This window comes from Luteolibacter sp. AS25, assembly GCF_046736275.1.
In the GTDB taxonomy this organism is placed as follows: Bacteria; Verrucomicrobiota; Verrucomicrobiia; order Verrucomicrobiales; family Akkermansiaceae; genus Luteolibacter.
Genome location: NZ_CP151837.1, coordinates 1,858,440 through 1,884,184, shown reverse-complemented (window position 1 = coordinate 1,884,184; position 25,745 = coordinate 1,858,440). Strand labels below are relative to the sequence as shown.

30 protein-coding genes, 1 tRNA gene and 1 pseudogene are annotated in these 25,745 nt (G+C 48.9%); 24 read left to right on the top strand and 8 right to left on the bottom strand.

The features are described 5' to 3' along the window. The first annotated feature begins 20 nt into the window (after nucleotides 1-20). From AAGA79_RS08610 to AAGA79_RS08600, 3 genes are all read left to right on the top strand, one after another. A complete protein-coding gene (locus AAGA79_RS08610) occupies nucleotides 21-536 on the top strand; it encodes a hypothetical protein (RefSeq protein ID WP_411825387.1) in 516 nt (171 codons plus the stop codon). 47 nt (nucleotides 537-583) lie between these two features. Further along, nucleotides 584-994 (top strand): hypothetical protein, encoded by a 411-nt coding sequence (locus tag AAGA79_RS08605; RefSeq protein WP_411825386.1) that lies wholly within the window; start codon nucleotides 584-586, stop codon nucleotides 992-994. Nucleotides 995-1,095: 101 nt separating this feature from the next. Next, nucleotides 1,096-1,476, top strand: a complete 381-nt coding sequence (locus tag AAGA79_RS08600; RefSeq protein ID WP_411825385.1) for a hypothetical protein — start codon at nucleotides 1,096-1,098, stop codon at nucleotides 1,474-1,476. A gap of 88 nt (nucleotides 1,477-1,564) precedes the next feature. Here AAGA79_RS08600 and AAGA79_RS08595 read toward each other — a convergent pair whose 3' ends face one another. Continuing rightward, entirely contained in the window at nucleotides 1,565-1,846 is a 282-nt protein-coding gene (locus AAGA79_RS08595; RefSeq protein WP_411825384.1) for a hypothetical protein, read from the bottom strand. Between the two features lie 285 nt (nucleotides 1,847-2,131). Here AAGA79_RS08595 and AAGA79_RS08590 point away from each other — a divergent pair, with 285 nt between their 5' ends. From AAGA79_RS08590 to AAGA79_RS08565, 6 genes are all read left to right on the top strand, one after another. After that, nucleotides 2,132-2,803 carry a hypothetical protein gene (locus AAGA79_RS08590; protein WP_411825383.1) on the top strand — a complete coding sequence of 224 codons (672 nt, stop codon included), beginning with the start codon at nucleotides 2,132-2,134 and terminating at the stop codon, nucleotides 2,801-2,803. 58 nt (nucleotides 2,804-2,861) lie between these two features. Next, nucleotides 2,862-3,119: a hypothetical protein gene (locus tag AAGA79_RS08585; RefSeq protein ID WP_411825382.1), complete on the top strand. Its 258-nt coding sequence runs from the start codon at nucleotides 2,862-2,864 to the stop codon at nucleotides 3,117-3,119. 88 nt (nucleotides 3,120-3,207) lie between these two features. Beyond that, on the top strand, nucleotides 3,208-3,537 hold the full coding sequence (locus tag AAGA79_RS08580; RefSeq protein WP_411825381.1) for a polysaccharide biosynthesis/export family protein: 330 nt from the start codon (nucleotides 3,208-3,210) through the stop codon (nucleotides 3,535-3,537). Between the two features lie 131 nt (nucleotides 3,538-3,668). Continuing rightward, entirely contained in the window at nucleotides 3,669-4,181 is a 513-nt protein-coding gene (locus AAGA79_RS08575; protein ID WP_411825380.1) for a hypothetical protein, read from the top strand. A 126-nt stretch (nucleotides 4,182-4,307) separates the two neighbouring features. Further along, complete coding sequence (locus AAGA79_RS08570) at nucleotides 4,308-4,733, top strand: VOC family protein (RefSeq protein ID WP_411825379.1); 426 nt, start codon at nucleotides 4,308-4,310, stop codon at nucleotides 4,731-4,733. A 51-nt stretch (nucleotides 4,734-4,784) separates the two neighbouring features. Then, nucleotides 4,785-5,258 carry a low molecular weight protein tyrosine phosphatase family protein gene (locus AAGA79_RS08565; protein WP_411825378.1) on the top strand — a complete coding sequence of 158 codons (474 nt, stop codon included), beginning with the start codon at nucleotides 4,785-4,787 and terminating at the stop codon, nucleotides 5,256-5,258. A gap of 700 nt (nucleotides 5,259-5,958) precedes the next feature. On the opposite strand, the gene AAGA79_RS08560 is transcribed toward AAGA79_RS08565, so the two are convergent. Further along, nucleotides 5,959-6,273 (bottom strand): ASCH domain-containing protein, encoded by a 315-nt coding sequence (locus AAGA79_RS08560; protein ID WP_411825377.1) that lies wholly within the window; start codon nucleotides 6,271-6,273, stop codon nucleotides 5,959-5,961. Between the two features lie 155 nt (nucleotides 6,274-6,428). Between AAGA79_RS08560 and AAGA79_RS08555 the strand changes: the two are divergent. From AAGA79_RS08555 to AAGA79_RS08505, 11 genes and pseudogenes are all read left to right on the top strand, one after another. Continuing rightward, nucleotides 6,429-6,704: pseudogene (locus AAGA79_RS08555) on the top strand (PH domain-containing protein); the annotation flags it as partial. A gap of 40 nt (nucleotides 6,705-6,744) precedes the next feature. Further along, nucleotides 6,745-7,200: a hypothetical protein gene (locus AAGA79_RS08550; RefSeq protein WP_411825376.1), complete on the top strand. Its 456-nt coding sequence runs from the start codon at nucleotides 6,745-6,747 to the stop codon at nucleotides 7,198-7,200. 72 nt (nucleotides 7,201-7,272) lie between these two features. Continuing rightward, entirely contained in the window at nucleotides 7,273-7,761 is a 489-nt protein-coding gene (locus tag AAGA79_RS08545; protein WP_411825375.1) for a hypothetical protein, read from the top strand. 325 nt (nucleotides 7,762-8,086) lie between these two features. Next, the gene (locus tag AAGA79_RS08540) at nucleotides 8,087-8,617 is read left to right on the top strand and encodes a hypothetical protein (RefSeq protein ID WP_411825374.1); all 531 of its coding nucleotides are present in this window, start codon (nucleotides 8,087-8,089) and stop codon (nucleotides 8,615-8,617) included. A 577-nt stretch (nucleotides 8,618-9,194) separates the two neighbouring features. Then, nucleotides 9,195-9,629: a hypothetical protein gene (locus AAGA79_RS08535; RefSeq protein ID WP_411825373.1), complete on the top strand. Its 435-nt coding sequence runs from the start codon at nucleotides 9,195-9,197 to the stop codon at nucleotides 9,627-9,629. 112 nt (nucleotides 9,630-9,741) lie between these two features. Beyond that, nucleotides 9,742-10,251 carry a hypothetical protein gene (locus AAGA79_RS08530; protein WP_411825372.1) on the top strand — a complete coding sequence of 170 codons (510 nt, stop codon included), beginning with the start codon at nucleotides 9,742-9,744 and terminating at the stop codon, nucleotides 10,249-10,251. Between the two features lie 101 nt (nucleotides 10,252-10,352). Next, complete coding sequence (locus tag AAGA79_RS08525) at nucleotides 10,353-10,841, top strand: hypothetical protein (RefSeq protein WP_411825371.1); 489 nt, start codon at nucleotides 10,353-10,355, stop codon at nucleotides 10,839-10,841. A 175-nt stretch (nucleotides 10,842-11,016) separates the two neighbouring features. Continuing rightward, nucleotides 11,017-11,403 (top strand): hypothetical protein, encoded by a 387-nt coding sequence (locus tag AAGA79_RS08520; protein WP_411825370.1) that lies wholly within the window; start codon nucleotides 11,017-11,019, stop codon nucleotides 11,401-11,403. A gap of 111 nt (nucleotides 11,404-11,514) precedes the next feature. Continuing rightward, a complete protein-coding gene (locus tag AAGA79_RS08515; protein WP_411825369.1) occupies nucleotides 11,515-12,051 on the top strand; it encodes a hypothetical protein in 537 nt (178 codons plus the stop codon). Between the two features lie 102 nt (nucleotides 12,052-12,153). Beyond that, nucleotides 12,154-12,492: a hypothetical protein gene (locus tag AAGA79_RS08510; protein ID WP_411825368.1), complete on the top strand. Its 339-nt coding sequence runs from the start codon at nucleotides 12,154-12,156 to the stop codon at nucleotides 12,490-12,492. A 101-nt stretch (nucleotides 12,493-12,593) separates the two neighbouring features. Continuing rightward, on the top strand, nucleotides 12,594-13,067 hold the full coding sequence (locus AAGA79_RS08505; protein WP_411825367.1) for a hypothetical protein: 474 nt from the start codon (nucleotides 12,594-12,596) through the stop codon (nucleotides 13,065-13,067). 851 nt (nucleotides 13,068-13,918) lie between these two features. On the opposite strand, the gene AAGA79_RS08500 is transcribed toward AAGA79_RS08505, so the two are convergent. Together AAGA79_RS08500 and AAGA79_RS08495 are read right to left on the bottom strand one after the other, a co-directional pair. Continuing rightward, the gene (locus AAGA79_RS08500; protein ID WP_411825366.1) at nucleotides 13,919-14,212 is read right to left on the bottom strand and encodes a methyltransferase; all 294 of its coding nucleotides are present in this window, start codon (nucleotides 14,210-14,212) and stop codon (nucleotides 13,919-13,921) included. 39 nt (nucleotides 14,213-14,251) lie between these two features. Next, nucleotides 14,252-15,001 (bottom strand): hypothetical protein, encoded by a 750-nt coding sequence (locus tag AAGA79_RS08495; RefSeq protein ID WP_411825365.1) that lies wholly within the window; start codon nucleotides 14,999-15,001, stop codon nucleotides 14,252-14,254. Between the two features lie 475 nt (nucleotides 15,002-15,476). Between AAGA79_RS08495 and AAGA79_RS08490 the strand changes: the two genes are divergently transcribed. Both AAGA79_RS08490 and AAGA79_RS08485 read left to right on the top strand, forming a co-directional pair. Further along, nucleotides 15,477-15,884 (top strand): helix-turn-helix domain-containing protein, encoded by a 408-nt coding sequence (locus AAGA79_RS08490; RefSeq protein WP_411825364.1) that lies wholly within the window; start codon nucleotides 15,477-15,479, stop codon nucleotides 15,882-15,884. Between the two features lie 138 nt (nucleotides 15,885-16,022). Next, nucleotides 16,023-16,379 (top strand): hypothetical protein, encoded by a 357-nt coding sequence (locus tag AAGA79_RS08485; RefSeq protein ID WP_411825363.1) that lies wholly within the window; start codon nucleotides 16,023-16,025, stop codon nucleotides 16,377-16,379. 13 nt (nucleotides 16,380-16,392) lie between these two features. Here AAGA79_RS08485 and AAGA79_RS08480 read toward each other — a convergent pair whose 3' ends face one another. Together AAGA79_RS08480 and AAGA79_RS08475 are read right to left on the bottom strand one after the other, a co-directional pair. Next, complete coding sequence (locus AAGA79_RS08480) at nucleotides 16,393-17,343, bottom strand: AAA family ATPase (RefSeq protein WP_411825362.1); 951 nt, start codon at nucleotides 17,341-17,343, stop codon at nucleotides 16,393-16,395. A 327-nt stretch (nucleotides 17,344-17,670) separates the two neighbouring features. Next, nucleotides 17,671-18,420, bottom strand: a complete 750-nt coding sequence (locus AAGA79_RS08475) for a hypothetical protein (protein WP_411825361.1) — start codon at nucleotides 18,418-18,420, stop codon at nucleotides 17,671-17,673. Nucleotides 18,421-20,711: 2,291 nt separating this feature from the next. Here AAGA79_RS08475 and AAGA79_RS08470 point away from each other — a divergent pair. Next, complete coding sequence (locus tag AAGA79_RS08470; RefSeq protein ID WP_411825360.1) at nucleotides 20,712-22,820, top strand: hypothetical protein; 2,109 nt, start codon at nucleotides 20,712-20,714, stop codon at nucleotides 22,818-22,820. A 709-nt stretch (nucleotides 22,821-23,529) separates the two neighbouring features. Beyond that, nucleotides 23,530-23,811, top strand: coding sequence for a hypothetical protein (locus AAGA79_RS08465; RefSeq protein ID WP_411825359.1), 282 nt, complete (start codon nucleotides 23,530-23,532; stop codon nucleotides 23,809-23,811). A gap of 527 nt (nucleotides 23,812-24,338) precedes the next feature. Here the strand turns inward: AAGA79_RS08465 and AAGA79_RS08460 are convergent. Next, nucleotides 24,339-24,415: transfer RNA gene (locus AAGA79_RS08460), tRNA-Arg, on the bottom strand. A 90-nt stretch (nucleotides 24,416-24,505) separates the two neighbouring features. Continuing rightward, a complete protein-coding gene (gene tyrS / locus AAGA79_RS08455; protein WP_411825358.1) occupies nucleotides 24,506-25,687 on the bottom strand; it encodes a tyrosine--tRNA ligase in 1,182 nt (393 codons plus the stop codon). Between the last annotated feature and the right edge of the window lie 58 nt (nucleotides 25,688-25,745).

Genomic DNA, 25,745 nt, shown 5'->3' with positions numbered 1-25,745 from the left:
CTTTAACGTTCTGCTAAGGAATGAAGACTTACACCGCCATCGTGCTACTACTCCTTTCCGTAGTTATTGGCGTTGCGCAACAAGAACCCAAAAAAATGGCTACCCTCGATCAACCTCGCTACAAGGAGAATCCTATATACTTGTTTTTCGAGAGTTATATTCAGGATGTGATTGGCTATCTGCCCGAAGAGAAGTCGGACGGTATTCAAGAATTGAATCTGGACAAGGTATTCGATACCAAAGCCAAGGATTGGAGGGGATCGATTCGAGAGACTCTGCATTTATCGGAGACGATTGATATCGCAATACTTGATTTGTGGTATCGGAATAGGGAACATTTCAAGGACGACGCCGGTAAGCCGGATCCAGTTTGGTTTAGCGAAATATTCACCGACAAATACATTGAGGATGACAGCAAGGTTGATGTTTGGGGAGAAGGAGCGCTCGAAGCAGCCAAGGCGCGCATTCTCGAAGCAAAGAAAATAGAAGAGCAGAACAAGGCGGAGATGGCGACGCCGAGAAAGCCGTCTGATTAAATTCGAGCTTTACACCGGCGGCCATTCCTATGAAGTTAGCCAAAGAAATGCGACGATTCGAACTCTTCACAATTATCGCGATGTCCTTCGTTCTGGCGTCCTGTGACGATGTCGTTGAGAGCAGATACGGCAATATGACAGAAGCTCGCAGCGACAAGCTGTTCGAGCGTGGCTGGCTGCCCGATATACTCCCTCCTTCAACAATGCAGATAGTTACCAAGAATGATTTGGACTCGAATCAGTCCAGTGGAGAATTCAGAATGCACCTCGACGATTTTCCAGGCTTTAGGTCGCAACTTCGTGAATGCACGAAGGATTATATCGATCTCGATGAGCTGCTTGCTAATGCGAAGGAGGGCTATCGTTTATTTTGTTATAAGGATGCAGACTCGAGATGGCTCTTCTACATCAATGCGACAACAGGCCATTGCAAATATCAAATGCACCCAACGAAATAAGGCTAAGAAGGCGTAGTAGGCGACGCCGAGGAGGCCGTCTGATCAAATTGGGGCTTTCCCCGGGCGCCGCCTATACTCTAACGTTCGGTAAGAAATTGAAGATGAGTATATTCAAGAAGCTGAGCGGCCTCGCGATTATCGCGATGCTCTGCATACCTTTTCTTCGCACGCAAAGTCGATTCGATGTGGACATCGAATGGTCGATTCAAGAAGAGAATCCGAAGACGCACGTAATTGGAATACAGAACGTCGAGATAACGGTTCTTCCAGGCCAGACAGTAAGACAATCGCTCAAACTGAAGGGTGGAAGTCGTGTTGCGGCACCTTATGCAGTTCGAGGTTGGGGATTCCGAGGCCAGCAAGTTACAGTGGACGGTATTGAGTTGCCGCTCAGCCGTATTAAGGCAACGAACCGTCGTGGATCATTGCTGATAGGCGGAATCGGTCGATCCGTGTCAATGGATGCTTCGATTGACCTATAACTCCATCCGCGCCATTGCAGATAAAAAAGAAACCGAACAAGTCGGAGATGGCGACGCCGAGGAATCCGTCTAATTAAATTTGAGCTTCTCACCGGCGCGCCATTCCTATAACGTTCGGCAAGAAATAGGTCATCATGATCATGCGAATCTTTTTCACATTCCTTGGGAATTTTATTATTCCTACGTTTTTTGGTGGTTTCATCTTTGGTATGGTGATGGCCGCCAACATCACTCTCCATGAAGGCAGGCCTGAGGATACGCTCCCTGGGATGCTATTCTTGGGATTGATGAGTGCTATTTTTGCATCTTTTATATTCTTATCTCCGGGTCTAGCGTATTCAGTCTTAATGGGTAGTTTATCGGCTTCCATTTCAGATCGTCATATACGGAGGCGTGTGTTAGTGGGAATCGCACTCTTTGCAGGATTCACATTATACCCACTATTCATATAGCTGGGTGACACAGGATTTAGGAATGCATGGTGGATCATTGCCTTGATTTCAGGTCCACTTTTCGCCATTACTGCTTACCTTATCGACAAGCTTCTAGAGGAATCCAAAAAGCCGAACAAGGCGGAGATGGCGACGCCGAGGAAGCCGTCTGATTAAATTCGAGCTTTACACCGGCGCGCCATTCCTATGACGTTCGGCAAGAAATGAAGATATCCCTACTCGCTGTCCTTCTTGCTGCGATGACTTGCATTGTTTCAGCCCAGTTAGAGAATTCGAAGCGTGAAGCCCTAAATGCGCTCAGAGAGGGTAAGATCGCAATGCTGGTCCTAGAGAAGGCGACTTTTGAAGAAGCGCTGAACCAGGTTCAACAAGAATGGAGCAAGCAACATCCTAATTGGCCATTCCCAGTGGGGACGACAGATTACAACCCGCCTGATGTGATGCGTCATGAACAGCCACCGCTGGTGAGCTTCAAAGTCAAAGATGTCTCGTTTATTACAGCTTTGAGATATTTAGGCGACGCAACTAAGAGGCGGCTTTCAGCAAGTCCCGGTCTCCTTCGGATGGAGGAGGTTGCATGGATCGAGGAGGATTACTACACGAAGTCATACCCGATGAGTGAGAAGTTACTTAAGACTCTTGGTTTATCGTCCACATCCACTCAGGCCGAAATCGAGGAGACATATAAACCCTATGGAGTACATCTTGGGGATTGGATGAGGCTACGAATTGTTGACGGCTCAATCGAGATCCTTGGATACGACCGAGAGCATCAACAGATTGCCGGAATCAACGTCCTCCTCGATAATGGCTTTAAGATAATAAAAGAACCGAACAAGCCGGAGATGGCGACGCCGAGGAAGCCGTCTGATTAAATTTGAGCTTCACTCCGGCGCCGCCATTCCTTAGACGTTAGGCTGAAAATAAATAGCTGTGAGACCACCAGAACGAATCGACGAGATCCTCGAACTAATTGAAAACATCTGGAAGAAGTGTCCTGATATGAGGTTTATGCAGCTTTTGTACGTGTTGCAGATGGAAATCACAGAGGCACAGGGTGGCAGGGGCAAGGTGATCGAAGCAAAGGAGGACGGTTTCGAACGGGTTGGCTTCGACCTGTTTAATCTTGAGGACACGGAATTTAAAGCGTTCTTAGAATGCCACAAAAAGACTGATCCAAACAATGCCTAACAAGGCGTAGGAGCCGACGCCGAACCCGCCGTCTGATCAAATTGGGAGTTTCCACCGGCGCGGCTCTGCTATAACGTTAGCCAAGAAAATGAAACTCAACCTATATGCCTTTAGCATTGCTACCACGTTCTCCCTAGCCTGTGCAGTTCATGCTCAGCCAGACGAAGACGCGGCAGCTAAGATCGAACCGGGGCAACAAGTCCAGGTCGAGATGCAGAATATTGCGAAGCCTGAGAAGCAGAAGATCGATGGCATTTACCCTGTTTCTTCGAAGGGACTGATCAACTTTCCGTTTATTGGATCAGTCAAGGTTGACGGTATGACTATTGAGGAGGCACAGAATACAATCGAACAGACCTACAAGGATGCGAAGATCTACGAAATGCCCGTTGTGAAACTCGAAATTGCTAAGCGATAAAGACTGGCAAATCCAAGCAATGAAAAAGGCTAACAAGTCGGAGATGGCGACGCCGAGGAATCCGTCTGATTAAATTGGATCTTGACACCGGCGCGCCATTCCTATGACGTTCGCCGAAGAAATTTAGGATCATGAGCAACGATACTCAGAAGGCCGCATATGATCTCTTGTCCGATCCTCTAAGTTCGGTCACCCGCGCAACAAAGAAGACCCTCTTTATTTTCGCTACCTTATGCTGCCTTGTTGGCTTCACTGGCGTCATCCCGGAAGAGGCAAGCGTTTTCGGTTTCCGCTTTCCTGGTTTAACGCCAAGCGTGATAGAACTGGCGTTATTTGTCCTGCTTTTCTACAGTTTTATTAGTTTTGCAGTTCATTTAGCGAGTGACTGGTGTCGAAGTCGCATTGTCTCCAATCGATATTCACTCGCCAGAGGAATCGATGCGGTGAATTCCATGTCACCACCTGATGACGAAGAAGGCTTTCATGCTAGGCAGTTCGAGCTTGAGAGCGGACACACAGACAAGAGCGTTTCCCATGGTGCTACAAAGTCACTTGGTATCATCAAGCTCGTATTAGATTTCTACTTTCCGCTGGTTTTTGGCCTAGGCAGCATTATCTACTTCTATGTGATGAGATTAGCTTAGAGAACAAGGCAACCGAATAAGAAAACAATGGCGAACAAGTCGGAGATGGCGACGCCGAGGAAGCCGTCTGATTAAATCCGAGCTTTACACCGGCGCGCCATTCCTATGACGTTCGCCAAAGAAAACATGAACAAGATCAGACGCATCAACTGGCTCGACATGATTGTCGCCAAGCCTGACGAAACCTCGCTCTTCTATGAGCGTGTATTCGGATTCGTTCGTGAACCACTGCAAGAAGACGAAGATCACACCTCATATTTCATTAAAGATGGGAACGAGAATATTCTGGGGATTTGTGACGCTGGGGTTTTCCCGAACTGGGTGCCTGGCTGGCTACCTTATCTTGATGTTGAAGATTTCGATCAGAGCGTTTCAAAGATCGAATCGTCAGGAGGCACAATTCATACGCAGATGAAGATGAATTTCAACTGGGAAGGCCAGAGATTTTGCCTGGCAATCGATCCATCTGGAGCACCCGCAATGCTCTGCGAATCCAAACCAAATAAAGAAGGCGAACAAGGCGGAGATGGCGACGCCGAGGAAGCAGTCTGATCAATTTGAGCTTTTCCCCGGCGCCGCCATTCCTATAACGTTAGGCAAATAATGAAAGATGACCAATGGCCGCGTGAGAAGAAGTGGCGACACCTCTACACGAGAAGCGTCAAGGTTCGCCGGGCGCAGCAGCTTGGTTTCGACTACCCACGCCTCAATGAGCGTGAGCAACTGGAGACAGAGATCCTCAACGTGCTTTTCGTATGCACGATGAACAAATGGCGAAGTCCGACTGCAGAGAAGATCTATTCCAGCCATCCACTCCTGAACGTTCGGTCAGCGGGGACGAGCAGCAAGGCCAAGCACAAGTTATCCGTGGGTGATGTGCGTTGGTCAGATCTGATTATCGTCATGGAAGAGAAGCATTCTGAGCGAATTCGGGCTGAATTTCGCCAGGAGCTCGAATACAAAGAGCTACATGTCCTAGGAATCGAAGATAGGTTCCAATACATGGATCCGGAGCTAATTGAGGAACTCCAGCAGCCTCTAGACCCCATATTGCTCGTCCACACTCCCAGCGAATAAACCAAGAAGCCTAACAAGGCGGAGATGGCGACGCCGAGGAAGCCGTCTGATCAATTTTGAGCTTTGCCCCGGCGCCGCCATTCCTATAACGTTCGGCAAAAAAATACCAACCAGAAAATCCCGTGAAAATATATAGACTAATCAGCATCTACCTTTTGTCTCAGATCGTAGTCTTTGCGGACGACACGACAAAAACAACCAGCGCCATCCTTAAGCAAGTGCTTCCGGCGGGGGACTACCAGATAGTCACGGCTGCCAAGAATCCCACGAATAAGAGCAGAAATCCCATTTTCACTTGGGCTGCTAAGATACGGTATGATGGAGATAAGGCCTTGCTCGAGTATGAAGACAATTCGGTGTTGATCTACTTTGATACTTTAGACGGGGGAGAAGTTGGCTCTATTTCATTTACGATGCCTCCAAGCGGTAAGCCAGACCATTAGTTTGTTACAAAAGTATTCCAGGGTCAGCCACAAGGCGAAGGCATGATCTCCGGTGGAGCGTGGTTTATTTCCAAAGGGTCGATTGGTTTAGGTCCCGAGCAGTGGTTCAGCCTCGTAATGACCACAAAAACAAATCAGGCGGTGGTAGAGCCGCCGCCGAGCAGACGGAAGGTTGAGGTAAAGCCACCGAGAAGAGAGCCGATTGAAAGAAAAAAGACGAACAAGCCGGAGATGGCGACGCCGAACCCGCCGTCTGATTAAATTCGAGCTTTTACTCGGCGCGCCATTCCTATGACGTTGTGCAAAGAAAGCACCTTGCCGAGTTTTAGGGTGTGATAGACCTGCCCTGATTGCGCGCCCCAAGCCGCATTTCCCGTGCTAAGTTTGCGACCTTTGTATTCCACGATCATCGTTGGGACGGTCGCGCCGTAGCCATTCTTGAACTCCACCACATCATATTCCTTGCCGTAGATGCGGGAGTTTATCCACTTACCAGGCACGCGATATTCCTCCTTCTTGATTCCAGCTGCGATCATGTTGAACCACTGGCGTTTTAGAGTCAGGCGTAGCACTCGTAATCCCGCACAACAAGGCGGAGATGGCGAGCCTAAGAGCGCCGCCTGATCATTTTTGGAGTCAGTGGGTGTCAGGGTTTTGGGATAGTTTCATTGGTTTCAGATGCCGCCATTCCTAGGGCGTTAGGCAAGAAACTCACAAAAACGAAACCATGGGATTAGTAGGAGCCATATTTGGCACAGCATCACAAATCGACCCGCAAAAGCTAGCGGCTGAATTCGCACCGATTCTAATTGAGGGAGAGGAGATAACCGGAGCCTTCAAGGTAGTTAGAGATCTCTTTGTCTTCACGCAATGCAGGTTGATTCTTGCGGACAAGCAAGGGATCACTGGGAAGAAGGTCGAGTATCACTCGATACCATACAAATCTATCAGCCAATTCTCTGTTGAGACTGCAGGTCGGTTCGATATGGATTCGGAGCTCAAGCCACATTCTAGCTTGTTTCGCAACACCTGCTGAACAGGTAGTGCCAGCAGAAGAATTAGTAGAGCGCTCGACGACAATCGTTTTGGCACGCGTTGTGAAGGCTGAACTATCAGATGAGACCGGCGAAGTAATCTACACATTTTCGACTATGCGAGCTTTGAAAGGTAAACCCGCCGCATCATTTACGCTGACAGGCGACGCGATGATGTGGGAAGGCGAACTTCAAGACTTCGATTTCCATCAAGATGCTAAGTTTTGGGAGGACAATTCAGGCCGAATGCATCATGATACGGACTGCCTGATTCACCCGACATTCACAGTTGGCACTAGTTATTTAATTTTTCCCGATGCGCCATACCATCGGAAGAGCTTTGAGCTGATCATCCGCACACATGGTGAGAAGGATGTGCGTGACAAGTGGCTATCTTGGGTAGAGGAGACAATAAAAAAGCAGAACAAGGCGGAGATGGCGACGCCGAGGAAGCCGTCTGATTAATTTGGAAGTTGAATGGAGTAACTCTGACTCACACCAAAGGCGGAATGACCGATTCAGTAACCAGATAAAAGTATGTCAAAAAGTATTATATACCACATGAGGAAAAGTTGTATTTTACCGCTACTTGTAGCTGTTGCGTTTTTGAGTATGTCGATGGTCGCTCAAGAAGTAGTTGACCAGTTTGCTGCCGAAAATATGAGAGTGATTTCTGTAGTCAAAGACTTCGAAAAGACCGTGCAATCTAAAGATACACCGCTTCAGAAAGTTGCTTTCGCTTTTAATAAAATTGTGGAAATAGACGGATATCAAACTAAACCCGAAAAAATCCCTTTGTTGCATGAACTGGAAGAAATACCTGAGGACGAAGAAGTAATCAAAATGTATGAGAAAAGAAATAGGGTCAGAGAGGAACAAATTAAAAGAAGCAACGAGTATCGAGATCTAAGAGCGGCTGCGGTAAAAGTTTTAGAAAAAGAACTTCCACTTATTGCAAAAGAAAAGCGGCTAGAATATTCTAAATTACTAGATGCTTTGGATCGAAGAATTGACGAGTTGCGTTAACTTATTACTGTATTGACAGCCTACCAAATCATAAACATTTTAATAAAACGCAATTTCCCCCAAGATTTCTATCGCAAAAATGCAATATATTCGAGATACGGGGTTATAGAATAAAAAGCTCCGAGCGGTGAGGTAAGATTTTGGGGAGGATGAGCACTTAGATGAAAATATTAGGGCTGATTGGGCTGATGATAATGTGCGGGTCTTTCCATTGTATGGGAGACGGGGATGTTGAAAAATTGTCCGCGATTCCTCCTAATGGAATGAAGCGGGCTGATCTTTTCTATTTGAAGCTCGTCAAGCAGCCACAGGCAGTCTTGGTGCTGTGCCCCGGTATGGTAGCGCCAAGGCACTAATTGAGCAGAAGGTATGGCAGGACTTCGCCCGCAACAATGGATTGGGACTTGTGGGACTTTCCTTTGCCTCGGATGGTCTACTCCTAAAGCAAGGTCAAGGATACCTTCAGGTTCCAATCTTGATCGTGATTTTTGGCATTTACGCAATCGCTTTCTATTTCTTCTACAGGAAGCGCTGTAGATCATTGGCCACGAATGTTTTTCTCAATGAACATAGATTAACCTACACTGTTGATCACAAGCGGTGCGATATCGGCCGGCAGGAGATATTGAACATCACGGACTCAGGAATCTGGAACGGCTTGCAGCTTATTATCGTCACCACGCACTCCAATTCTGAAATAGAATTCTTTCCCAATATCGCTTTTGGAACTCACTCAGCGAAGCCGCTTAGCAAGAAATTGAATATATGGTTAGATCAGGCTCGTAAGATAGAAAAAGAACCGAACAAGTCGGAGATGGCGACGCCGAGGAATCCGTCTGATCAAATTGGAAGTTGACCCCGGCGCGCCATTCCTATGGCGTTCGGTAAATAAATGGGACGTAAGATACTACGCGCTAAACCAACCACGGCTTGGGTGTTTACCCCGCTGTTTTTAGCAGTCTTGGGAGCCACCCTAATTCTTCGGCTTTTAGAGGCCTATCTGTTAACTACGACCACGGTGTCTGGGTTGGCAACCATGTGGAGGGGTGCCGTGCTAGGCAGACTAGGACTAGCCGACGTATGCACCTTAGTAGCGTGCGCCTTTCTTATTGTAGCCATCGTTGAGACGATACAATCCCCGAAGCAACCTGCGAAGTGGATAACTACTGGATTCTGCATAATTCTCACAGTGTATTGCGTGAGGATTTATGTTTTCACCGACTATTTGACCGAACTTGGATTTCCTGTTGTGACGTGGGAGGAATTTTCCAGGCCAATACTTCCATACTAGTCGTCACATCGCGGTCGACTTATAGATTCAGGCCGAAAAATAAAAAAGCCGAACAAGGCGGAGATGGCGACGCCGAGGAATCCGTCTGATTAAATCAGAGCTTTACACCGACGACGCCATTCCTATAACGTTCTCTAAAGAAATGAAGACTCTCGTTCGGCGAATCAAGATTTCAGCGATCACAGTCATCGTGGTAATGTTGATTGCAGCGATTGGGTCGTTCATGCTTGTCCGCCCTCTACTACCGTCAGATTCCTATTCGGTAACAGCCACGCTTGATGGTTCGCCTATCGATGCGAAGCTCTACAAGCTCTTTCCATTTGGGTCATATTACGTTCATTTTACAGGTGATCCAGCAGCACGTTACAATTGGTTTGGCGTAGCGTTTGGGCGTGAGTCCGTTTTCATTCCGATAGGCCTCCGAACGTCCCCATGGGGACATGACTACATCCACTTTGACCAAGATAAGGGTGTTGTCGTGACTAGTGGGAAGATGGAAGACAACTGGAAGATAGAGTTCACAGATTCAGGAGTAATATTTCAGAATGATTCCACACGAATAGAGCTAGCCAACTAATCGAAAAGATAGAGAACAAGTCGGAGATGGCGACGCCGAGGAAGCCGTCTGATTAATTTGGATCTTTACACCGGCGCGCCATTCCTATGACGTTAGCAAGAAAAATAAACCCGTGAAACAACCCGTATCTATAATCCTACTTTTAGCGCTTGTTGCGATATTGGCGGCTCTTTTCTGGAGGGCGCAGCTACTATCGGCATCCGCGACGTTTTACGGTCCGGAGTTTCATGCACGGGAGGAAACTACCTCCGCAGCCATCTTCACAGATTTTTCAGAGCATCTACAAAAAGTTGGATTTGCTAGTATAGATTCCCCTTCTACCGTGGATTCATGGGTTGGAGACGATAGCAAGGGTTTGAAGCGGTTTCGGTTCGAGCGCAAGGAATCCAATAATCAAAAAATCTATGTGTATGCGGATGTTGATGAGAAGCATGTGAGAACCAGCTTCAGATGGGAGAATTTTGGCACGCGTAAGAGTTCTTACTTAGCTGAGAGAGTTGCATATAAGCTCGCCTTAGACCTAGACGACTGGTTCCGCGCCAGAACCGAGGACAATCGACTACCAATTGAAATCAGAGACAAAACTACGGCCTGGCTAACCGAAAAGATCGCTGACAAATAAATAAGAATGCTAACAAGTCGGAGATGGCGACGCCGAGGAAGCTGTCTGATTATATTCGGGCTTTACACCGGCGCGCCATTCCTATGACGTTCTGCAGAGAGATGAAGACCAAACCGATCATCGCATTTTTAGTGACAGCAGGGCTTTGTTTCGCAGCAGAGCCATCCTACTACAATCGTTTGAGGATACCGGAAGGCGCAACCCAGCTTGAGTACGCAAAGATTTCGATCCCGCTCGCGAATAAGGCCAGAATCGCCCTCTTCCTCTACGAGCAGGGTCGTAAAGAGAATCTTTTCGTAGAGTTGCGCCCCGATCAGGCAAGAGACTTGGCGGGAGACGGATACAAGCAGATCGAAGGATTCAAACCTATACTCGTGAAGTGGACATTCGTGGAGCCTACTGATGAGAAGGGCATTGGTCTGGTGACGTCCCATACGCCAACAGTTTACATCAAGGATGACACATTGTTTGTTTCCAGCTCTGGAATAGACATTGGAGATGTGAGCAAGACGGCCGAAGGAGCCCTAATCATTCAGGTTGCGAACAATCCAAAAGACGTGGTTTTCAAGTTATTCAAAGTCGGCTGGTGATGCAAAAAGACAAGCAGAACAAGTCGGAGATGGCGACGCTGAGGAAGCCGTTTGATTAAATTTGGGGCTTCCCACCGGCGCCGCCACTCCTATAACGTTCTGCAAGAAAATATCTGTTACGACTCGCCCTACACCCGTGGCAACACCTCGAAATCGCTTAACATACTAAACCCGAATGAAAACAATAATCGCTATCATACTGTCACTTGGATTTCTAGCTACGACACTTAGCGCACAAGCGAAGATTAGAGACCATATGCTCTTGAACGGTATCCTGACTTCAATAGCAGCAGGAGATTACGAATCATTTCTTTCGCACGGAACTGAAGATCTTGCGAAGAATATTTCAGAGAAGAAGTTCCGTGAGATGATGACAACTTTGCGTCCAGTTCTACTCAAAGGTTATTACCTGAAGTCGACGGGCAGCACAACCAAGACGCTTGACGACATTGTCTTTATTTGGAAGTTGAGTCAACTGGGCGACCACGAAGAACCAAATATTCTGATTCGAGTCGATTCGTCCGCGCCAGGGGGTAAGCTCAATAATTTCCATTTCGAATAACAACGAAATATAAGAAGCAGAACAAGTCGGAGATGGCGACGCCGAGGAAGCCGTCTGATCAATTTTGAGCTTTGCCCCGGCGCCGCCATTCCTATAACGTTATCCAAAGAAATGAAGACCTTCGTAAATCTGGCAATCGCCGCACTATCTTTCGTTTTCCTGACTCCTTCCTTGGTGGCGGAAGCTGCTTTCAAGCCATTTCGTTCACCGGAGGAGTGCATCAAGATCCCCCTCAAGGCAGGCTTCAAGCCGATTAGCGATAAGCCGCTTCTATGGCGTGAGACAGAGCTGGGCTGGCTGAGTCACACTACAATCAGGACACATAACGGCCAACTGAAGAAGGTAGGCGACATCGATAATGACATCAGTTGTTTTTTCAGCGGCGAGAAGGAATATATCGAATTCGTCAGAGTTACCGCAGACTGCTTCAACCCAGATGGAACTGCGCCCACAATAACGAAGTTTCGCGAAGTTGTAGAACTTTTGGCACGCGATCTCGGGATAGAAGCGCCGGAAGAGATATTGAAGGAGATTGATCCAGCCAAGGGTAAGGTGATTGATGCCGCAACTTACAAGATCACTGTAGAGAAGGTTCCATATAAGATCGGATACGGCTGGGTATTTAAGCTCGAAACCAAAGAAGGATAACAAGTCGGAGATGGCGACGCCGAGGAAGCCGTCTGATTAAAGCAAAGAAAACTTATCCATTCCCTGAATTAATCCTGCACGTAATCCGACCAACCTGACCTTATGAAACCATCACTTCTATTCGCAAACGTCTGCCTATTTTTATCACCTATTATATCGTATGCTGAGGCTCCGCGTATCGTTCCTGCCCCTAGGGTCGCCAGTTCACCTGCAGTTGCCTCAGAAGACAATGCGGACGTATCTGGAGCATACGTCTATGGATGGATCGACAATAGTGCCGAGCAATTTTTCACGCTGGATACAAAGAGCGACGTATTCGTGATATTCAACGAAAGATCAAGCTTGGATGAGCATACAGACACACTTTCCTTGCCGCGTCTGAGCATGAGCGACTCATACACCTACTGGGACATTCGATCCGGCCACAAACAATGGAAATGAAGAAGGCGAACAAGGCGGAGATGGCGACGCCGAGGAAGCCGTCTGATTAAATTCGGGATTTACCCCGGCGCGCCATTCCTATAACGTTGGGCAGGAAATCCATGAAGATCATCATTCTCGCATTTATCGTCGCTGCTAGCATTTCTAGAGCGGCTATATTAGCCGACGGCTCAGGATTTTTTCCGATACTGGTTCAAGTTATCGACTCAATCTCAGGAACGCCAGTAGCTGGGGCAGAAGTGCGCCTAGATGACTTAAGGGAATACACCGAGACAGAGCTTGATCCAGAACGTCAGACCAAAGTCCTGCCAGAGACGCTTGGCAAGACGATCACAACAAATACCGAAGGTGTAGCCGTAGTGTTTTACCACGGGCGTTTTTCTACCACGACGATTAATGGCAAGACAACGCATTTAAGGTCGATGGCTGCCACAATCGTTGTTGAGCACGACGGGAAGGAGAACTATCGATCAACGCTCGCGGAGTGGGCTAAGGCTAATGGTTTTGTGGTCGACGAGAGTCCTGTACCAAGGGAGCATTCCGATCTCGATGCGTTCGACACGTCTTATGTGTAAGTCGATGAGGGTGAGGTTGTTCCAGAGGACGATGTTGTGGGCGCTGTCGGGGAGTTTGAGGCCGCGAAGGCAGTTCATGTGGGCTTGGCTCCAGTGGACCACAGGTATGCCATGTGACTACGCTGGGTAATCATGGAGGTGGCAAGGCAGACCGAAAGAGAAGCGCCTGACTCTGATGCGAGCATGCCCAACTCGAAGGCGATCTCGATTTGTCCAAGGAGATGGAGTCTGCGCTCAAAGTCTCGTCGCTCTGGATAAAAACGCATAGGGCAATATTCAAACCTAAAGTGCCCCTATCTTAGGACAAGGTCTCTCTGCGGCTTGTGGCAGTCTAAAAAACGAGTGAGGAAAGCGCTTTGCGGTGGGCGGCCCCCCGTTAGCCTCTCGCGCAGGCTCTTCAAAAACATTTTTTTGAAGGGACAAGGCAGGGGGCGCGGGGGAAACGGGGACCCAGCGCCAAGCGATCCCGCAACTCGGAAAACCTCCTATATTAGTGGCCGTGATCGCGCGCCATGATCGCCGAAAGAGGAAGGGGGATCCACCTAGGCTGGCAACGCAGTGAAGCTTGGGGGTAGCCTCGCCGGCTGGGTATCTAGGGGGCTACCCCTCGCAGAGGGGAGCGGCATGTGAAAGAGCCGCCGGGGAGAAATTTCGCCCTCATCATGACTTTGCTCTTCATTGCGCGGCATCGTCAGACGGATAAGTTTGGTTATATTCATTAATAATGGAAACTTTCGAAGTGAGACTACTTCAATTTTAGAAAAGGCCCACTACAACGATTCTATAGAGTCCTCTTGTGTGAATTGAACTTGAGATGAACTGTGAGTGGAAAGTTGATTGATTAATCCATATCAGCATGGATCGTTGGGGAAGAAAACCACTGTGTATTCCCGATCTGATGCGGAAACAATCGTCAGTAGATCCTCAGTGATGCCGATATCCTGCAAGGAATATTGAGATAATATTTCGTTGCCTTCTTTCAGTGACTGATGATTGCTATCCGAGGTGTATTGGTCGACGTCGCCCCAGTCTCCCGATAAGTGACGGCGGAGAAATGGTAGGTATTTGATCCCTTTGGTCGTGACCGAATCTGATATAAGCAGTTCGCCGGTAGGGAATAGATGTTCTCTAAGGTGGTAAGGCATGGGATATTTTTCGGGTTGGGGAGCACAGCGGCAGTGGATTTAAATCTTTGATGCGATCAACTGAGCGATTTCTAGTCGGTCGGCACCTCCAGTCTTGCGCATAAGTTTCGTCATTGTTTCGGTATCCAGGCTCATGCTTACGTATTCCGACAGGCCTTCGAAAATTGATAGAAAGCCACCGGGATCAGAAGCGCGCCACTGTGCGGGAAATTCCGTTATCGATGCACGGATTTCACTCTGGAGAGAAGCCAGTGAGGTACCATTGTTTTCGAATTGGATGATCAAATAAGAATATGCTAGTAGTAACGCACGGCGCTCGGGACCCATTCTTATTCGGCAACGAAATGCAGTAAACATGTCCAAGGAGGCGCAAAACCCAAGCTCTTCGTCCGACATCCGCGAAGCAGAGTGCAAGAGGGCTTCTTTTGCGTAATCTAGCAGATAAATTCTTCTTTTTTCGACTGGGATTTTCTCGAAGGCGTAGATAACGGCTGCCGCAGGGGCTCGGGGCAGGCAGTGCGCGAGTTGGTTGGCACTCAGCCTATCCTGGAATCGTGCAAGAGCCGCGCAAGGGGCCTTTGTCACACAGCGACCTATATCTTTTCCAGCAGCTTCGGAAGGGGCGAATCGGAAGAAATTCTTGGGCTTATTTTGTTCCCAGTGGAAGATCTGTCGGCGTGCTATTGCGTGCAGCCAATGCGGATGACGTTGACTAAAAAACTTCTCCAGATCGTAGTCCGAAACCTCCATCTCGTAGGGCTCCCGCAAGTCGCGGTTCGTAAGAATCACTCCGATCTCCTTTCTCGAATGGCAGCGATTTGGGAACTCCATCGGAATTAACTCGAAGTGATTTCCTATGCGGTAGTAGTTCCATTTGGGGTCGATGGCTCCGACGATATTTTCCCGTGTGCAGATCACATCGTTCCGCCTGACCAAGACGATCAAAGCGCAGGGTTTTCCAGCTTCCTTGCCCAAACATGCGCCTCGGTGCATATTTGCAATATTCGCTTGATCCAGAAAGAAACGCCAGACTTCGGGTTTTCGTGCCGGATCAAGCCTATGATTGGATTCAATGGAGAGCCTTGAAGTTCCCCGGCTGATTCTTCTCATCGAGTATCTGACAGCGATGTTTCCGTTCCGGGGTTTCTTGGGCGTGGTATGGTTTTCGTAGTTCATGATTCAGATGTTGTGGTGCGGGTAGGGGAGGGGGTGCAAAAGCACCGCCGAGCGAAAACCGGAAAGTGTGTATTTCCCGTGCTGAGGAATGGCCATTTCAGGCGCGGTGTTGATCCTTGAACTCGACGGCTCCAGCATCACTAATGGCGGCATGAAGACGATGGGACTGGGAGAAAAAATCCGAGATCTTCGGAAAAAGAAGGGTATCTCTTTGCGGGAGCTTGCCCGCAGGGTGGGAATTTCCCCCTCGTTCCTAAGCGAACTAGAAACGGCGCAAGGCTATCCATCAACAGCGGTACTTGAGCGCTTGGCTGGCGAACTTGGAGTTGCCGCAACTGAAATCAGGAAGCTAGATATGCGTTCCAAGCTCTCGGAACTCAGATCGTTACTTGAAAATGATCCGGGTTGGGGACCGGTTTTCGAAGAGCTAGCCAGGGTAGGTCGTAGTGGGAAGATCAGCCCAGAGAATATCCTGCTCAGATTGAAGAAGAAATAAGGCAGAAATTCTATTGACGTGTTCGGTAAAAGAAGCGAACATATCTTGTCGTTGCTCCTCTAAAAATTCATCTTTGGAGGAGGTTCAGCGAACAATCCAGTTTAATAACGGATTCACCTAACCAGCCAAACATTACCTATGAACTATCCAAGCTACACCCAACCTGATCCTTTCGAAGCCACAACCTGTGTTGTTTACGCAATCGAATTGGACAAATCTGTCCTTCAAGATCCAAAATTCAAAGAGAAGAATCCTAATTATATTAATGGAAAGACTTGTGTTTATATAGGTATGACTAGCTTAGATGTTGGTGAACGCTACACCCAGCATCTCAGTGGTATAAACAGTTCGCGGATTGCCAAACACTGGGGGCGCGGGATCATTTCCGATCTGGTGACGCCACGAAAACCAACTCTGCGGCGTTGGGCAATCAAACAGGAAAGGTCAACTGCACGGCAACTTCGAGCTAGTGGCTACGGGGTTTGGCAGGCATGAGGTTATCATTTGTCTATTCACTGCGATAGTTCGGGACGTTGATAGTGGCGATTCCGGTTCTTTTCTCCGGTTTGGCTAAATATACCCAGACGTTCGGATTTTCGCGGTGTTGTGCAAACTCGACCGCCCATATGTCGGCGAGAATTTCCTCAAAAATTCGCATTCCCAATCCGTGTTCCAGCGCGGACGGCAGTGAGTCAGCCAAGGCCTGACCAAATGGTGTAACCAGTCTTCCTGGGAGTCTCTTCATTATCGACGCTGCAACGGTCAGGTAGTCGTTCCTTGCCAGCGGTTCCAGAAAACAGATGTCTGCGCGAAATCTTTGCAGGATTTCTGGGCTCATGTAATCCAGAACCTGCTTCCTGGATATCTGGGTGTTGTCCACTGCCATTGCGCCGAATCCGATGCCTCCCTTATTTGATGTCCAAGCTCCCATGCAGGTTCCCGCACCAAGTATAAAGAATGATGTCCTAAGTTTTTCTTGTACTGAAGAAGTTTTGATATTTGAGGTGTTCAGCGAAGTTGAGTGGTCGTCGTATTTATCTTTGTATTCCGTTTCAAAAGCACCATTTGGAATCCTAGAGTCGATCAGGTCATGTATTTCGAGACGTATATTATTTACCCAATCTCCATCACTGTTGAGTTTGTCCAGCTCATCTAAGAAAATGATGCCGGATTTGTGCCTTTGAACCCAGTTCACGAGGTCAATCATGGTGTGACGCTCGCCTCGCGCTCCTAACACGATCCAATTGGCGACATTGGCCTCCCAAATCGGGAGGTTGCATTGTTTGGCAAGCTCCCTGGCAACGTGAGATTTACCGGTTCCCGACCTTCCAAGTAATAAGGTTGAAGTTCTCGGACGCACAGGAAGTTTGCTGACCACTCCGGAAGTTGCGAGATGAACCAAGGGACAAAGTTTTTCAATAACATTGGCCTGGCCTGGCGATAGTATTACTTTGTTCATCAGTAACCTTCCTTTCGATTTTCAGCTACGTTACGATGCTTTAATAGAACGGTTCTACTTAGAGTGTAACTTGTTGTGTGATCATTGGTGATAGTCTTCAAAGATTTTGCAATGTAAGAGTTTGGCCTATTTCTATGTCTTTTTGTTTTTTTCATACACAATAGAACGATGATCAAGGCTTTGTAACCGAAAGGTGAAAAGACAAGCATCTACCAAGGGTTGAATATTAAGCGAAAAAAGAAACCTCCCCGACTGTGTCGGAGAGGTTAGGTTTGTTTTCTGCCAACTCTTAAAGGGTTAGAGTTTGGTAAAGCCAATAAGGACATTTTACATTACTCGATCTCTATCGGCAAGATCGTCGAGGATCGCTTCGTAAAATGCTGAATGGGCTTTTTCTATGTAGCTCTTCACATTTTTAATGGGAGTTTCTGATTCAGAAATATAAATCTCTGGATCGCTGACATTTTTCAGAAGTGGCAGCGGGAAATTCAAGATTAAGTCTAGCATCTCTGTGCTCAAGAAGCCAGGGCGCCAGTGATGGCACACCTGACCCATTGGCGCTTCGGGAGCAATATCGGGGCTTCTAAACCCCCAATATCGAAGCATTACGGAAGTGAAAGAAATGTTCAACATGTCTAATTTCCGAAATTCTGTGTCCATTCCATGTAGGGCTGGGACAAGACCAATAATCGTGTCCGCTCCCGTTAAGGAAATAACTTCAGCAACTTCATTCAGCGCAGCTTCTCCTTCATTTCCGGATTTGATATCAATGATCAGCATCGCATTATTTTCCTTCGCCTCCGCAATCAGTAAGATTAGCGATTCAGGCGTTTGTGAGGTGGATCCCCCTTCAGCTTGACCGCCGTTTGTTGCCAGACGACGAAGATCTGATCCGATAGATGGATAAGCTTTTGTCACATCGTAAGTTGCAAGGATCGCTGGGATGCCAGAGATTTTACACGAAATGTATGTTTCAAAAGCTAGGAGTGATCCTCCATACCCAGGACGGGTACTCGTAACGATTGCTACATGGAGGCCTTTTTTCAGGCTTATATTCTTTGTGTTGTTGGTTCTCATATTTTGTTTTGTGGGTATTTCACATTTCCGTTTGCATTTTGATTCCCTAGGTTCATCCGATTTGATGGATCCAGGTTGCTGCTTTTAGGTTTGTGATCAGTTACCCAATTCTCCCAAGTGCGACCCGAACGCGAAAGCGTGCCGGGTCGAAAGGGGAGGGTAAGAATAATAATTGACAACGGTTAATATAAGTATGTGTGTGAATCGGCGGGATTTTCGTATTTGCAAATATGGCGAATAAAGTTCGGCGTATTACCGATTCGGCTCTAGCTTGCTTCGTGGTAGCTAGAAAGGACTCTAAGGTGGAAACCGTTCCGGAGATCCGCGAAGCCCACCCGAGATGGTGAGAATTCAAGAACCGTAAGAAGCTATTCTCGCCGCACCATCCAGCCGCCAGTCGAGGAAGGACGCCATCGTGAGCAAATCAAGGGGGCTGCACGTTCATCGTCCACGAAATTTTCGGGGCGCCGATCTGAAGTTTGATGCCCGGTTCGCCACCGCTGTTGAATGCGAGCCTGAAACAATTTTAGAACAACTGGCTGCAATATGATACATGTATGGTTGGAATACCTCACTGGCTACTTCGCCGAAACTCGCTTTCTTTTTGATTGTTGCGAATGACAGTCGCCACAGGCTGCCGGTAGGGTCTCCCTGTGCCGTCGGACAGCGCCTCACCCCAAATGGGTGGAAGGGCGCATGTTGGCGGGCGGCACAGCCGCTTACCCGAAAGTCCGACCGAATCTTCGAGGGCGGGTTCTGGTAAGCGGGCCTGGTATCCGGGAAGCGGCCTTCGACCACTGAGAGAGGGCTCGCGCCCGGGGGCCAGGGCAGGAAGCCGAGGGCTCGGGCAAGGAACGCCGCCAGATGCCCGCTGGCTGACTCACGGACGATCTGAGGGAACGAAGACCGTCCGGCAACCTTGAAGCTCCCTCAAGGAGCTTCGGGGCGCAGCGAATCGGTCCTGCGGACTGGTCGCGTAGGCAGCCTGTCAGGTTGCGGATTCAAAAGGGAGAGGTCGCCGGTAGGCGCTCCCGTTGAATCCAAGGCCGTCGGCCAGAATAACCTGGTGAGCGCAGCGATCCGGTTTTCGAGAGAACGGAAGAGGGAAAAGAATCAAAGTAGCGAAGCGGATTTTGATTATTGACCGTGGTGGGGGCAACCCCACCCTTCCTGCCTTATAAAAGTGTCCCTGGACACGCTCTTAAAAAATAGACGTTAGTGAAGATAGTTCCCCAGACAGAAACATCCTGAAATGACCCGGAAAGGCGATAGCCGGGGGTCGATTTCGGTGTTTCGGGCTGATAAAATGAGCCGGATGGCGGATAATTCATGCTGTTTTTGGAATATTGAAGCCGTTTGGCGTTGATAGTGGCCAATTATTGAAGCCGTTAAGGCTGTGAACTAGGTATCGTAAGATGAATGCGGGATGTAGATCCGGAGATAATTAGAGCTGTTTTCCGGTGATCGGGGGAATTTGAGAGAATATTAGAGCCGTTAGTCGGGAATATTAGAGCCGTTTGGAAATCGGCTGTTGAGATTTGTGCTCTGCACCCCTTGTAACTAAAGGGAAAAATGAGATTCATGGATTTGAGTTATTGTACAGTATTAAAAGTGCCGTTTAGTGTGAAATAAAAGTGCTGTTTGAGCTGGAGCCCTTTTGAAAAGGCGGATTGCGGGGATTTAAGTTTGAGATGGAAAAAAACGGGGATCCGGGTATGATTTGGGTCTGAGCTTGTCTGAAAATTCAGAATCCACCGATTCTTTTCCTGGGGGACCGGGAGGGGCCGGGGAGGCCATGACTCCGGTTCATTGTTTTGTTGAGGTATCGGGGAAGCCATTTGGCGAGTCCGGTGTTTTGGGACTGAATGCTGTGAATGTAGTTATGGAGAGCTTCAGGTGTCGTCGAAGATCGTTGTTTGGTGTTCCGATGTGATTGGGATGTCGATGACTGTCATTAAGGATGTCATTAAAGGTGATTTGAAAGAGGAGTCCGGATTCCGGTGCCTTCTTTCAGATTTGAGTTTTGGAGGGATCGTAGGGTAACCAATGGGAACACTGGAAAATAGAGAGCTGGCATCCGGGACTTCATCAGAGGTCACCGGTGAAGTTGTTTCTAAGTCTGGGAGGAAGCCGTATAGGAATCCGCCTACACTGGAGAATCCTAGGTTTCGTCGTGAGCCTGGTAAGGCAGGAGAAGGACGCCTGTTTTCCATGAGTTCCTGGATGTGACCCGTGATAGGTTGAGGAGGTTCCGCAGAGTCCGGAAGCCGGTGGCGCTGTGTTGGAACCGCTTGAGCAAGTTTCCTCAGGAAGTGTTGTTCCTGACAATGGCCGGATACTCACCTACTTACATCTGTAAGGTTCTCAGTGAGGAGCTTCCGAACCTTTATAAGATGCTTTCTGTGAAAGGTGTTGAGTCCTCTATGGAGTGGGTGATGAAGCAAGCCCGGGAAGGGGAGCTTCGTTTGGAGGTTTCCTTACAGGAGATCCTATCTGATTATGATGCAGGTCCACGGGCAGAGGATGCGGAGCATTGGATGAAGGCTTCGTATTTGGGTAAGGCTGGGAGAGTTTCCCAAGTGGCTGATGTGGAGCCGGATGTTGTTCCGGCTACTTCTGTGGATGTTGTTCCTGAGGTAGCTCCTGTGGTAGTAACTGAAAAGAGTCCGGAGGCTGTGGCTCCGGTTCCTGTGGTTGCTCCTATGAGTGACTTGGAGAAGACCAGGGAGTTTGCGGCGATGTGGGCTTTGTTCCGTGAGATGGATCCTAGTTTGTCAGCACCTACAGCCGGGGAGATTGTCCGCGGATTGTCTGTAGGTGCGGCAGTAGTTCTGGCAGAGAGATCTTCGGCACCGGTGGTTGAACCGGTGGCGGTTGTTCCAGCGGTAGCTGGTCTTTCTGTTGTGGATGCGGTTACGCCTAAGGTTACGCCGGCGGTTGAGCCGGCGGTTGTTCCTCCTGTTGTGGAGGAAGTGGTAGAGGAAGTGCCGGATAGGTTTACGGATGCGGAATTGGTTCCGATTCATAGGGCCGCGTGCAAGTTCTTTGGAAAGCGTCCTGATTTGAAGGCTGCTGAATTTGCCCGTTGTAGGCAAATTGGTTATTTCGAGGCTCTGATGGAGTTCGAACACCGGGATACGTTTGCGGATTTCGAGTGGGAGGTGACTCCGCAGGGTGTTTTCACCCGCCTAGATGTGGTTGTGGAAGAGGTAGAGGCGAAGCTCGATGAAATCCTTGGTTCACACAGGGAAAGAAAAGAGGAAACTTTTGAGAATTCCCTTATTTCACAAGGGATTGCGGAAGATGCCGATTTTTCGGGTAAATCCGTGGAAAGTGCCTCGGAAGAGGTGGTTTCGAGGATTTCTGTGACCTCGGAAGAGGTTCCGGTGGTAGAAGCTGTGGTGGAAGCTGTGGTGGAAGCTGTGGTGGAAGCTGTGGTGGAAGCTGTGGTGGAAGCTGTGGTGGAACCGGAGATTTGTGACTGGGAGGTAAGGGACGAGTCCTATGATCTCCTGTTGAAGCGTGAGCTTGTTCCTGTGACGACAGAGGATGTCCGGACGTTTGTTCCGATCATGGAGGGGGACAGATATGAGGAGAAGTTTTTGAACTGGCAGAATTACCAGGGCGATAAAGACGGGATGAATCTTTTTACTTGTGACCGGGAGCGTTTTGAAATGCTTCCGAACATGGGTGTGACCTTTGAGCAGGTCTACGGTAGGATGACTCCGAACCTGTATGTTCCGGTTCTGATGTTCGAGGAGATCTTCGAGAAGGTGTATGGCTTGGATTCACGGACGGTTACTTCGTCCGGGAAAAGGGTTCAGCATTACGCGAATGTGTGGAACCGGGAAACCGCTTTGGAGATGGCACCGTTTTATCACAATGATTGGTTCCTGCCATTGAACCCGATGAGGGTTGAGAGCCGCCGGCCTCGGACGAAGGAAGAGGTTCCGGCGGGTTACACCTGGGTTCCGTTCATGGGTCTGATGGAGACGAGCGTTGTTGAGGAATGCAAGGCCAGGATGCTCCGGGGTAGGACGTTTGAATATGAGTCAGAGCAGATCAAATCCTTGCACAAGCGTTTCGCGCAAAAAGTGCATCAGGCAGTTCTTGGTCGTGGTGGGTCCAACGTGAGCAGGTTGGTTTACGCCGGCGTTGCAGATCTGGGTGCTTCCATCCAGTTTCCTGTGGAATGGGATCCGATGAGGATGTCCAAACTGAGGCATCCGGATCTTGCAGGTTCGCCTGTGTGGCGTCGTTCAGGTTGTCCGCGGACTGAGGCGGCGATTCAGATGCTTTCGAAGCTCCGGACTCATATTGATCCGGGCGATATCAACCGTGTCTGTGGTGGGCCTCATATTGAGATGTGCAAGGCGTTTCGGAAAAGCCTGATGAAGTAGGGTGGTCGGGTAGCTGGGTCTATTGACCCGGATTAACCCTCATTGACCCTAGAAATTATCGGAGAACTTGGAGTTTCGAGGACTTCTTTAAGACGTTGATTAGCGGCGGATCCCCCAGAGAATGCCGCAGGTCTGCGAATTCTTCGAAGCAGCTTCGAGTAGACTGAAAACCGAACCGTTCGGTGCGGTTCTTCAAGTCGATGACGGAAGTTACCGGATTTTAACCTAGCAAGACACAAACCCCGAAAAACGAATCCATTTTCGGGGAGGTGGATTGGAAACACATAGTCATGAGGAACAATTGGGTATGAGCACACGAATGCAATCCGCTGTTTCCCTCGACGATACCGCTACCGCCGGAAGTTATTCTCTGATAACCGCCGAAGATCCAAATCACGGATCGGGTCAGCAGGCCACAGAAAGGGAATCGAATTTTGCAAAATATGATCGGATTGTTCGAAGTGGGCTGGGATCATTCGAAATTGTGGGTGCAGCACTAGCAAATATAAGGACGGATAAACTTTGGATGCACACCACTGAAAATTGGACGGATTATTGTGTGTCGATTGGTATAAGTAGAGTTCAAGGAAACCGTTTAATTTTCGCGGCTAGAGTATATCGTTTGATTTCCGACGTAGCGGGTGAGGAACCCGGGCTAATCGCTCGACTCCCAGTCTCCGAGTGGCAAATACGACCGCTATCCAAGAACATGCTTGATCGGGATCGGCTCAATGCGTGGATTTTAGCTATTCAACTGGCTAGTGGAAGCAGCCCGTCAGAAAAAATAGTTAAGGCTGCCGTCCGCCAAACGCTCGGCGAAGAGCCTGAGGCAAAGGCGCCGAAGAAGAACAACCAAGCGATCCTGGCAGAGATGATTGCCAACCTTGCCGATCTGGTAGAAGGGAGGGAGACAGATCGGGCAATGGTGTCTTTTTATACGATTTCCTCAGCCTTCGCCGAACTGAAGTTATTCATAAAGGGAGTTGTGTAGGTTGCCAAAAAACGCAAAGCCGCCGAATATTTTCGCCGCTTCTATCTACAAAAGAACAAGATTCCTTCGTAGCTGATTCTACTGAGCCGCCTCACACAGATCCTCACAGTTTAATCCGGTTCCTCGCGCTTTCTTGGGCAACACTCCCCCCGTTTGCCGCTATTTCGCGGGTTCAAATCTAAACCGGGGGTCGCTAACGGTTATTGCAAATTCACTTCACTCGATTCTCGGTCATACCTTTTGCTGGCAACTCCTGTCTCTCCAGCAGAGCTGGTGCGTTTCCTTCGGTCAGATTTAGAATGGTGTCCAGCACCCGAGTTGCCAATAACCACTGCGCGATTCGCTTCTCCGTAGGGGGAGCCCTAACGTTCCTCGATTTCCAGGACTCCTCATAGAATGCTAATTTACCGTGGAGGCTTTGATTGGCGTTCCAAGAAAGAATCGAAAGATTCCGATTTTTAAGGTTAAAGTAGGGTTAGGTGAGTTTTTCTCATTTTGCTGAGATACTCTGAAACCCTTATGAAATATGGTGCGCCCGACTGGATTCGAACCAGTGACCGTCCGCTTAGAAGGCGGATGCTCTATCCAGCTGAGCTACGGGCGCGTTTTAGTAGAGGGAGGGATTGGGTAGCAGGGAAATTTCTGCTGGGCAAGATTTATAGTGGCAAAGTGCAAACAGCTGAATGCTGCGACACTATACAAATCTCACCGCGTGCTTTTTCGACAGTTTCAGGGTGTCGCCCGGTTGCGGGGCAATAGGGGCGGTCGGGTCTGTTTGCTTTTCACCATTCAGCTGAACAGAGCCGGAAACGATGAACTGTTTCCGCAGTTCTCCGTTGGATTTCTTAAGATTGAAAGCTGAGGAGAATGCGTGGGATGTGAGGGAAAGGACTGTTTGTTCCTGATCCAGGGATGCAATCTCAATTTCCGGGAGGTCTGCGGCGAGTAGATCTCTTTTCGAGAATCGCGTGTCCCAGTCAGCACGGGCGGCTTTGCCTTCCTCATCTCCGTGGTAGCGGGAGGTGAGTTTTTCCGCCAAGGATTTCTTGGACTCCATCGGGTGGGCGGATGGATCAAGGGTTTCGCCGAGGAGAAGTGTGTAGTAGCGGGCCATGAGGTCGTCCGAGACAGACATGAGCTTTCCATACATTTCCTGAGGAGCATCGCTTACGCCGATGTAGTTGGCGTAGGATTTGGACATTTTACGTACACCGTCGAGACCTTCGAGGAGCGGCATGACCATGACTACCTGTTGTGGCTGGCCTTCGTCCTTCTGCATGTCCCGCCCGACGAGGATATTGAAAAGCTGGTCGGTGCCGCCGAGCTCCACGTCTGCTCTGATTTCAACGGAATCCCAGCCCTGCATGACGGGGTATTGGAGCTCGTGGAGGCGTACTTCCTGTCCGGCTTCGATGCGGTTCCGGAAGTCCTCGCGCTGAAGCATTTGCTGGAGGGTGACGCGTGAGTTGAGGCGGAGAATTTCCTCATAGTTCATTTTGCGGAACCAGTCGCCGTTGTAGACGATTTCAGTTTTCTCGCGGTCGAGGATTTTGAAAGCCTGCTCGGTGTAGGTGGCGGCATTTTCAAGAACCTGATCCCGAGTAAGTGGCGGGCGGGTGACCGAACGGCCGGAAGGGTCTCCAATTGTGGCTGTAAAGTCTCCGATAAGTAAGACTGCCTGATGCCCAAGCAATTGGAACTGACGTAGCTTCTCAAGCGCGACGGTGTGTCCGAAATGGATATCCGGAGCTGTGGGGTCAACACCCAGTTTTACGCGAAGTGGCCGACCTAGCTGCAGTTTATCGAGAAGTTCTTTCTCTGAGAGAACTTTGGCGGTGCCGTTGGTGAGGTGGGTGAGTTGTTGTTCTGGAGACAAGGGGATGATGCGGTGAAAAAATTTGCGAAGCCGGGCTTCAGGGGAATCGGATAGGTTG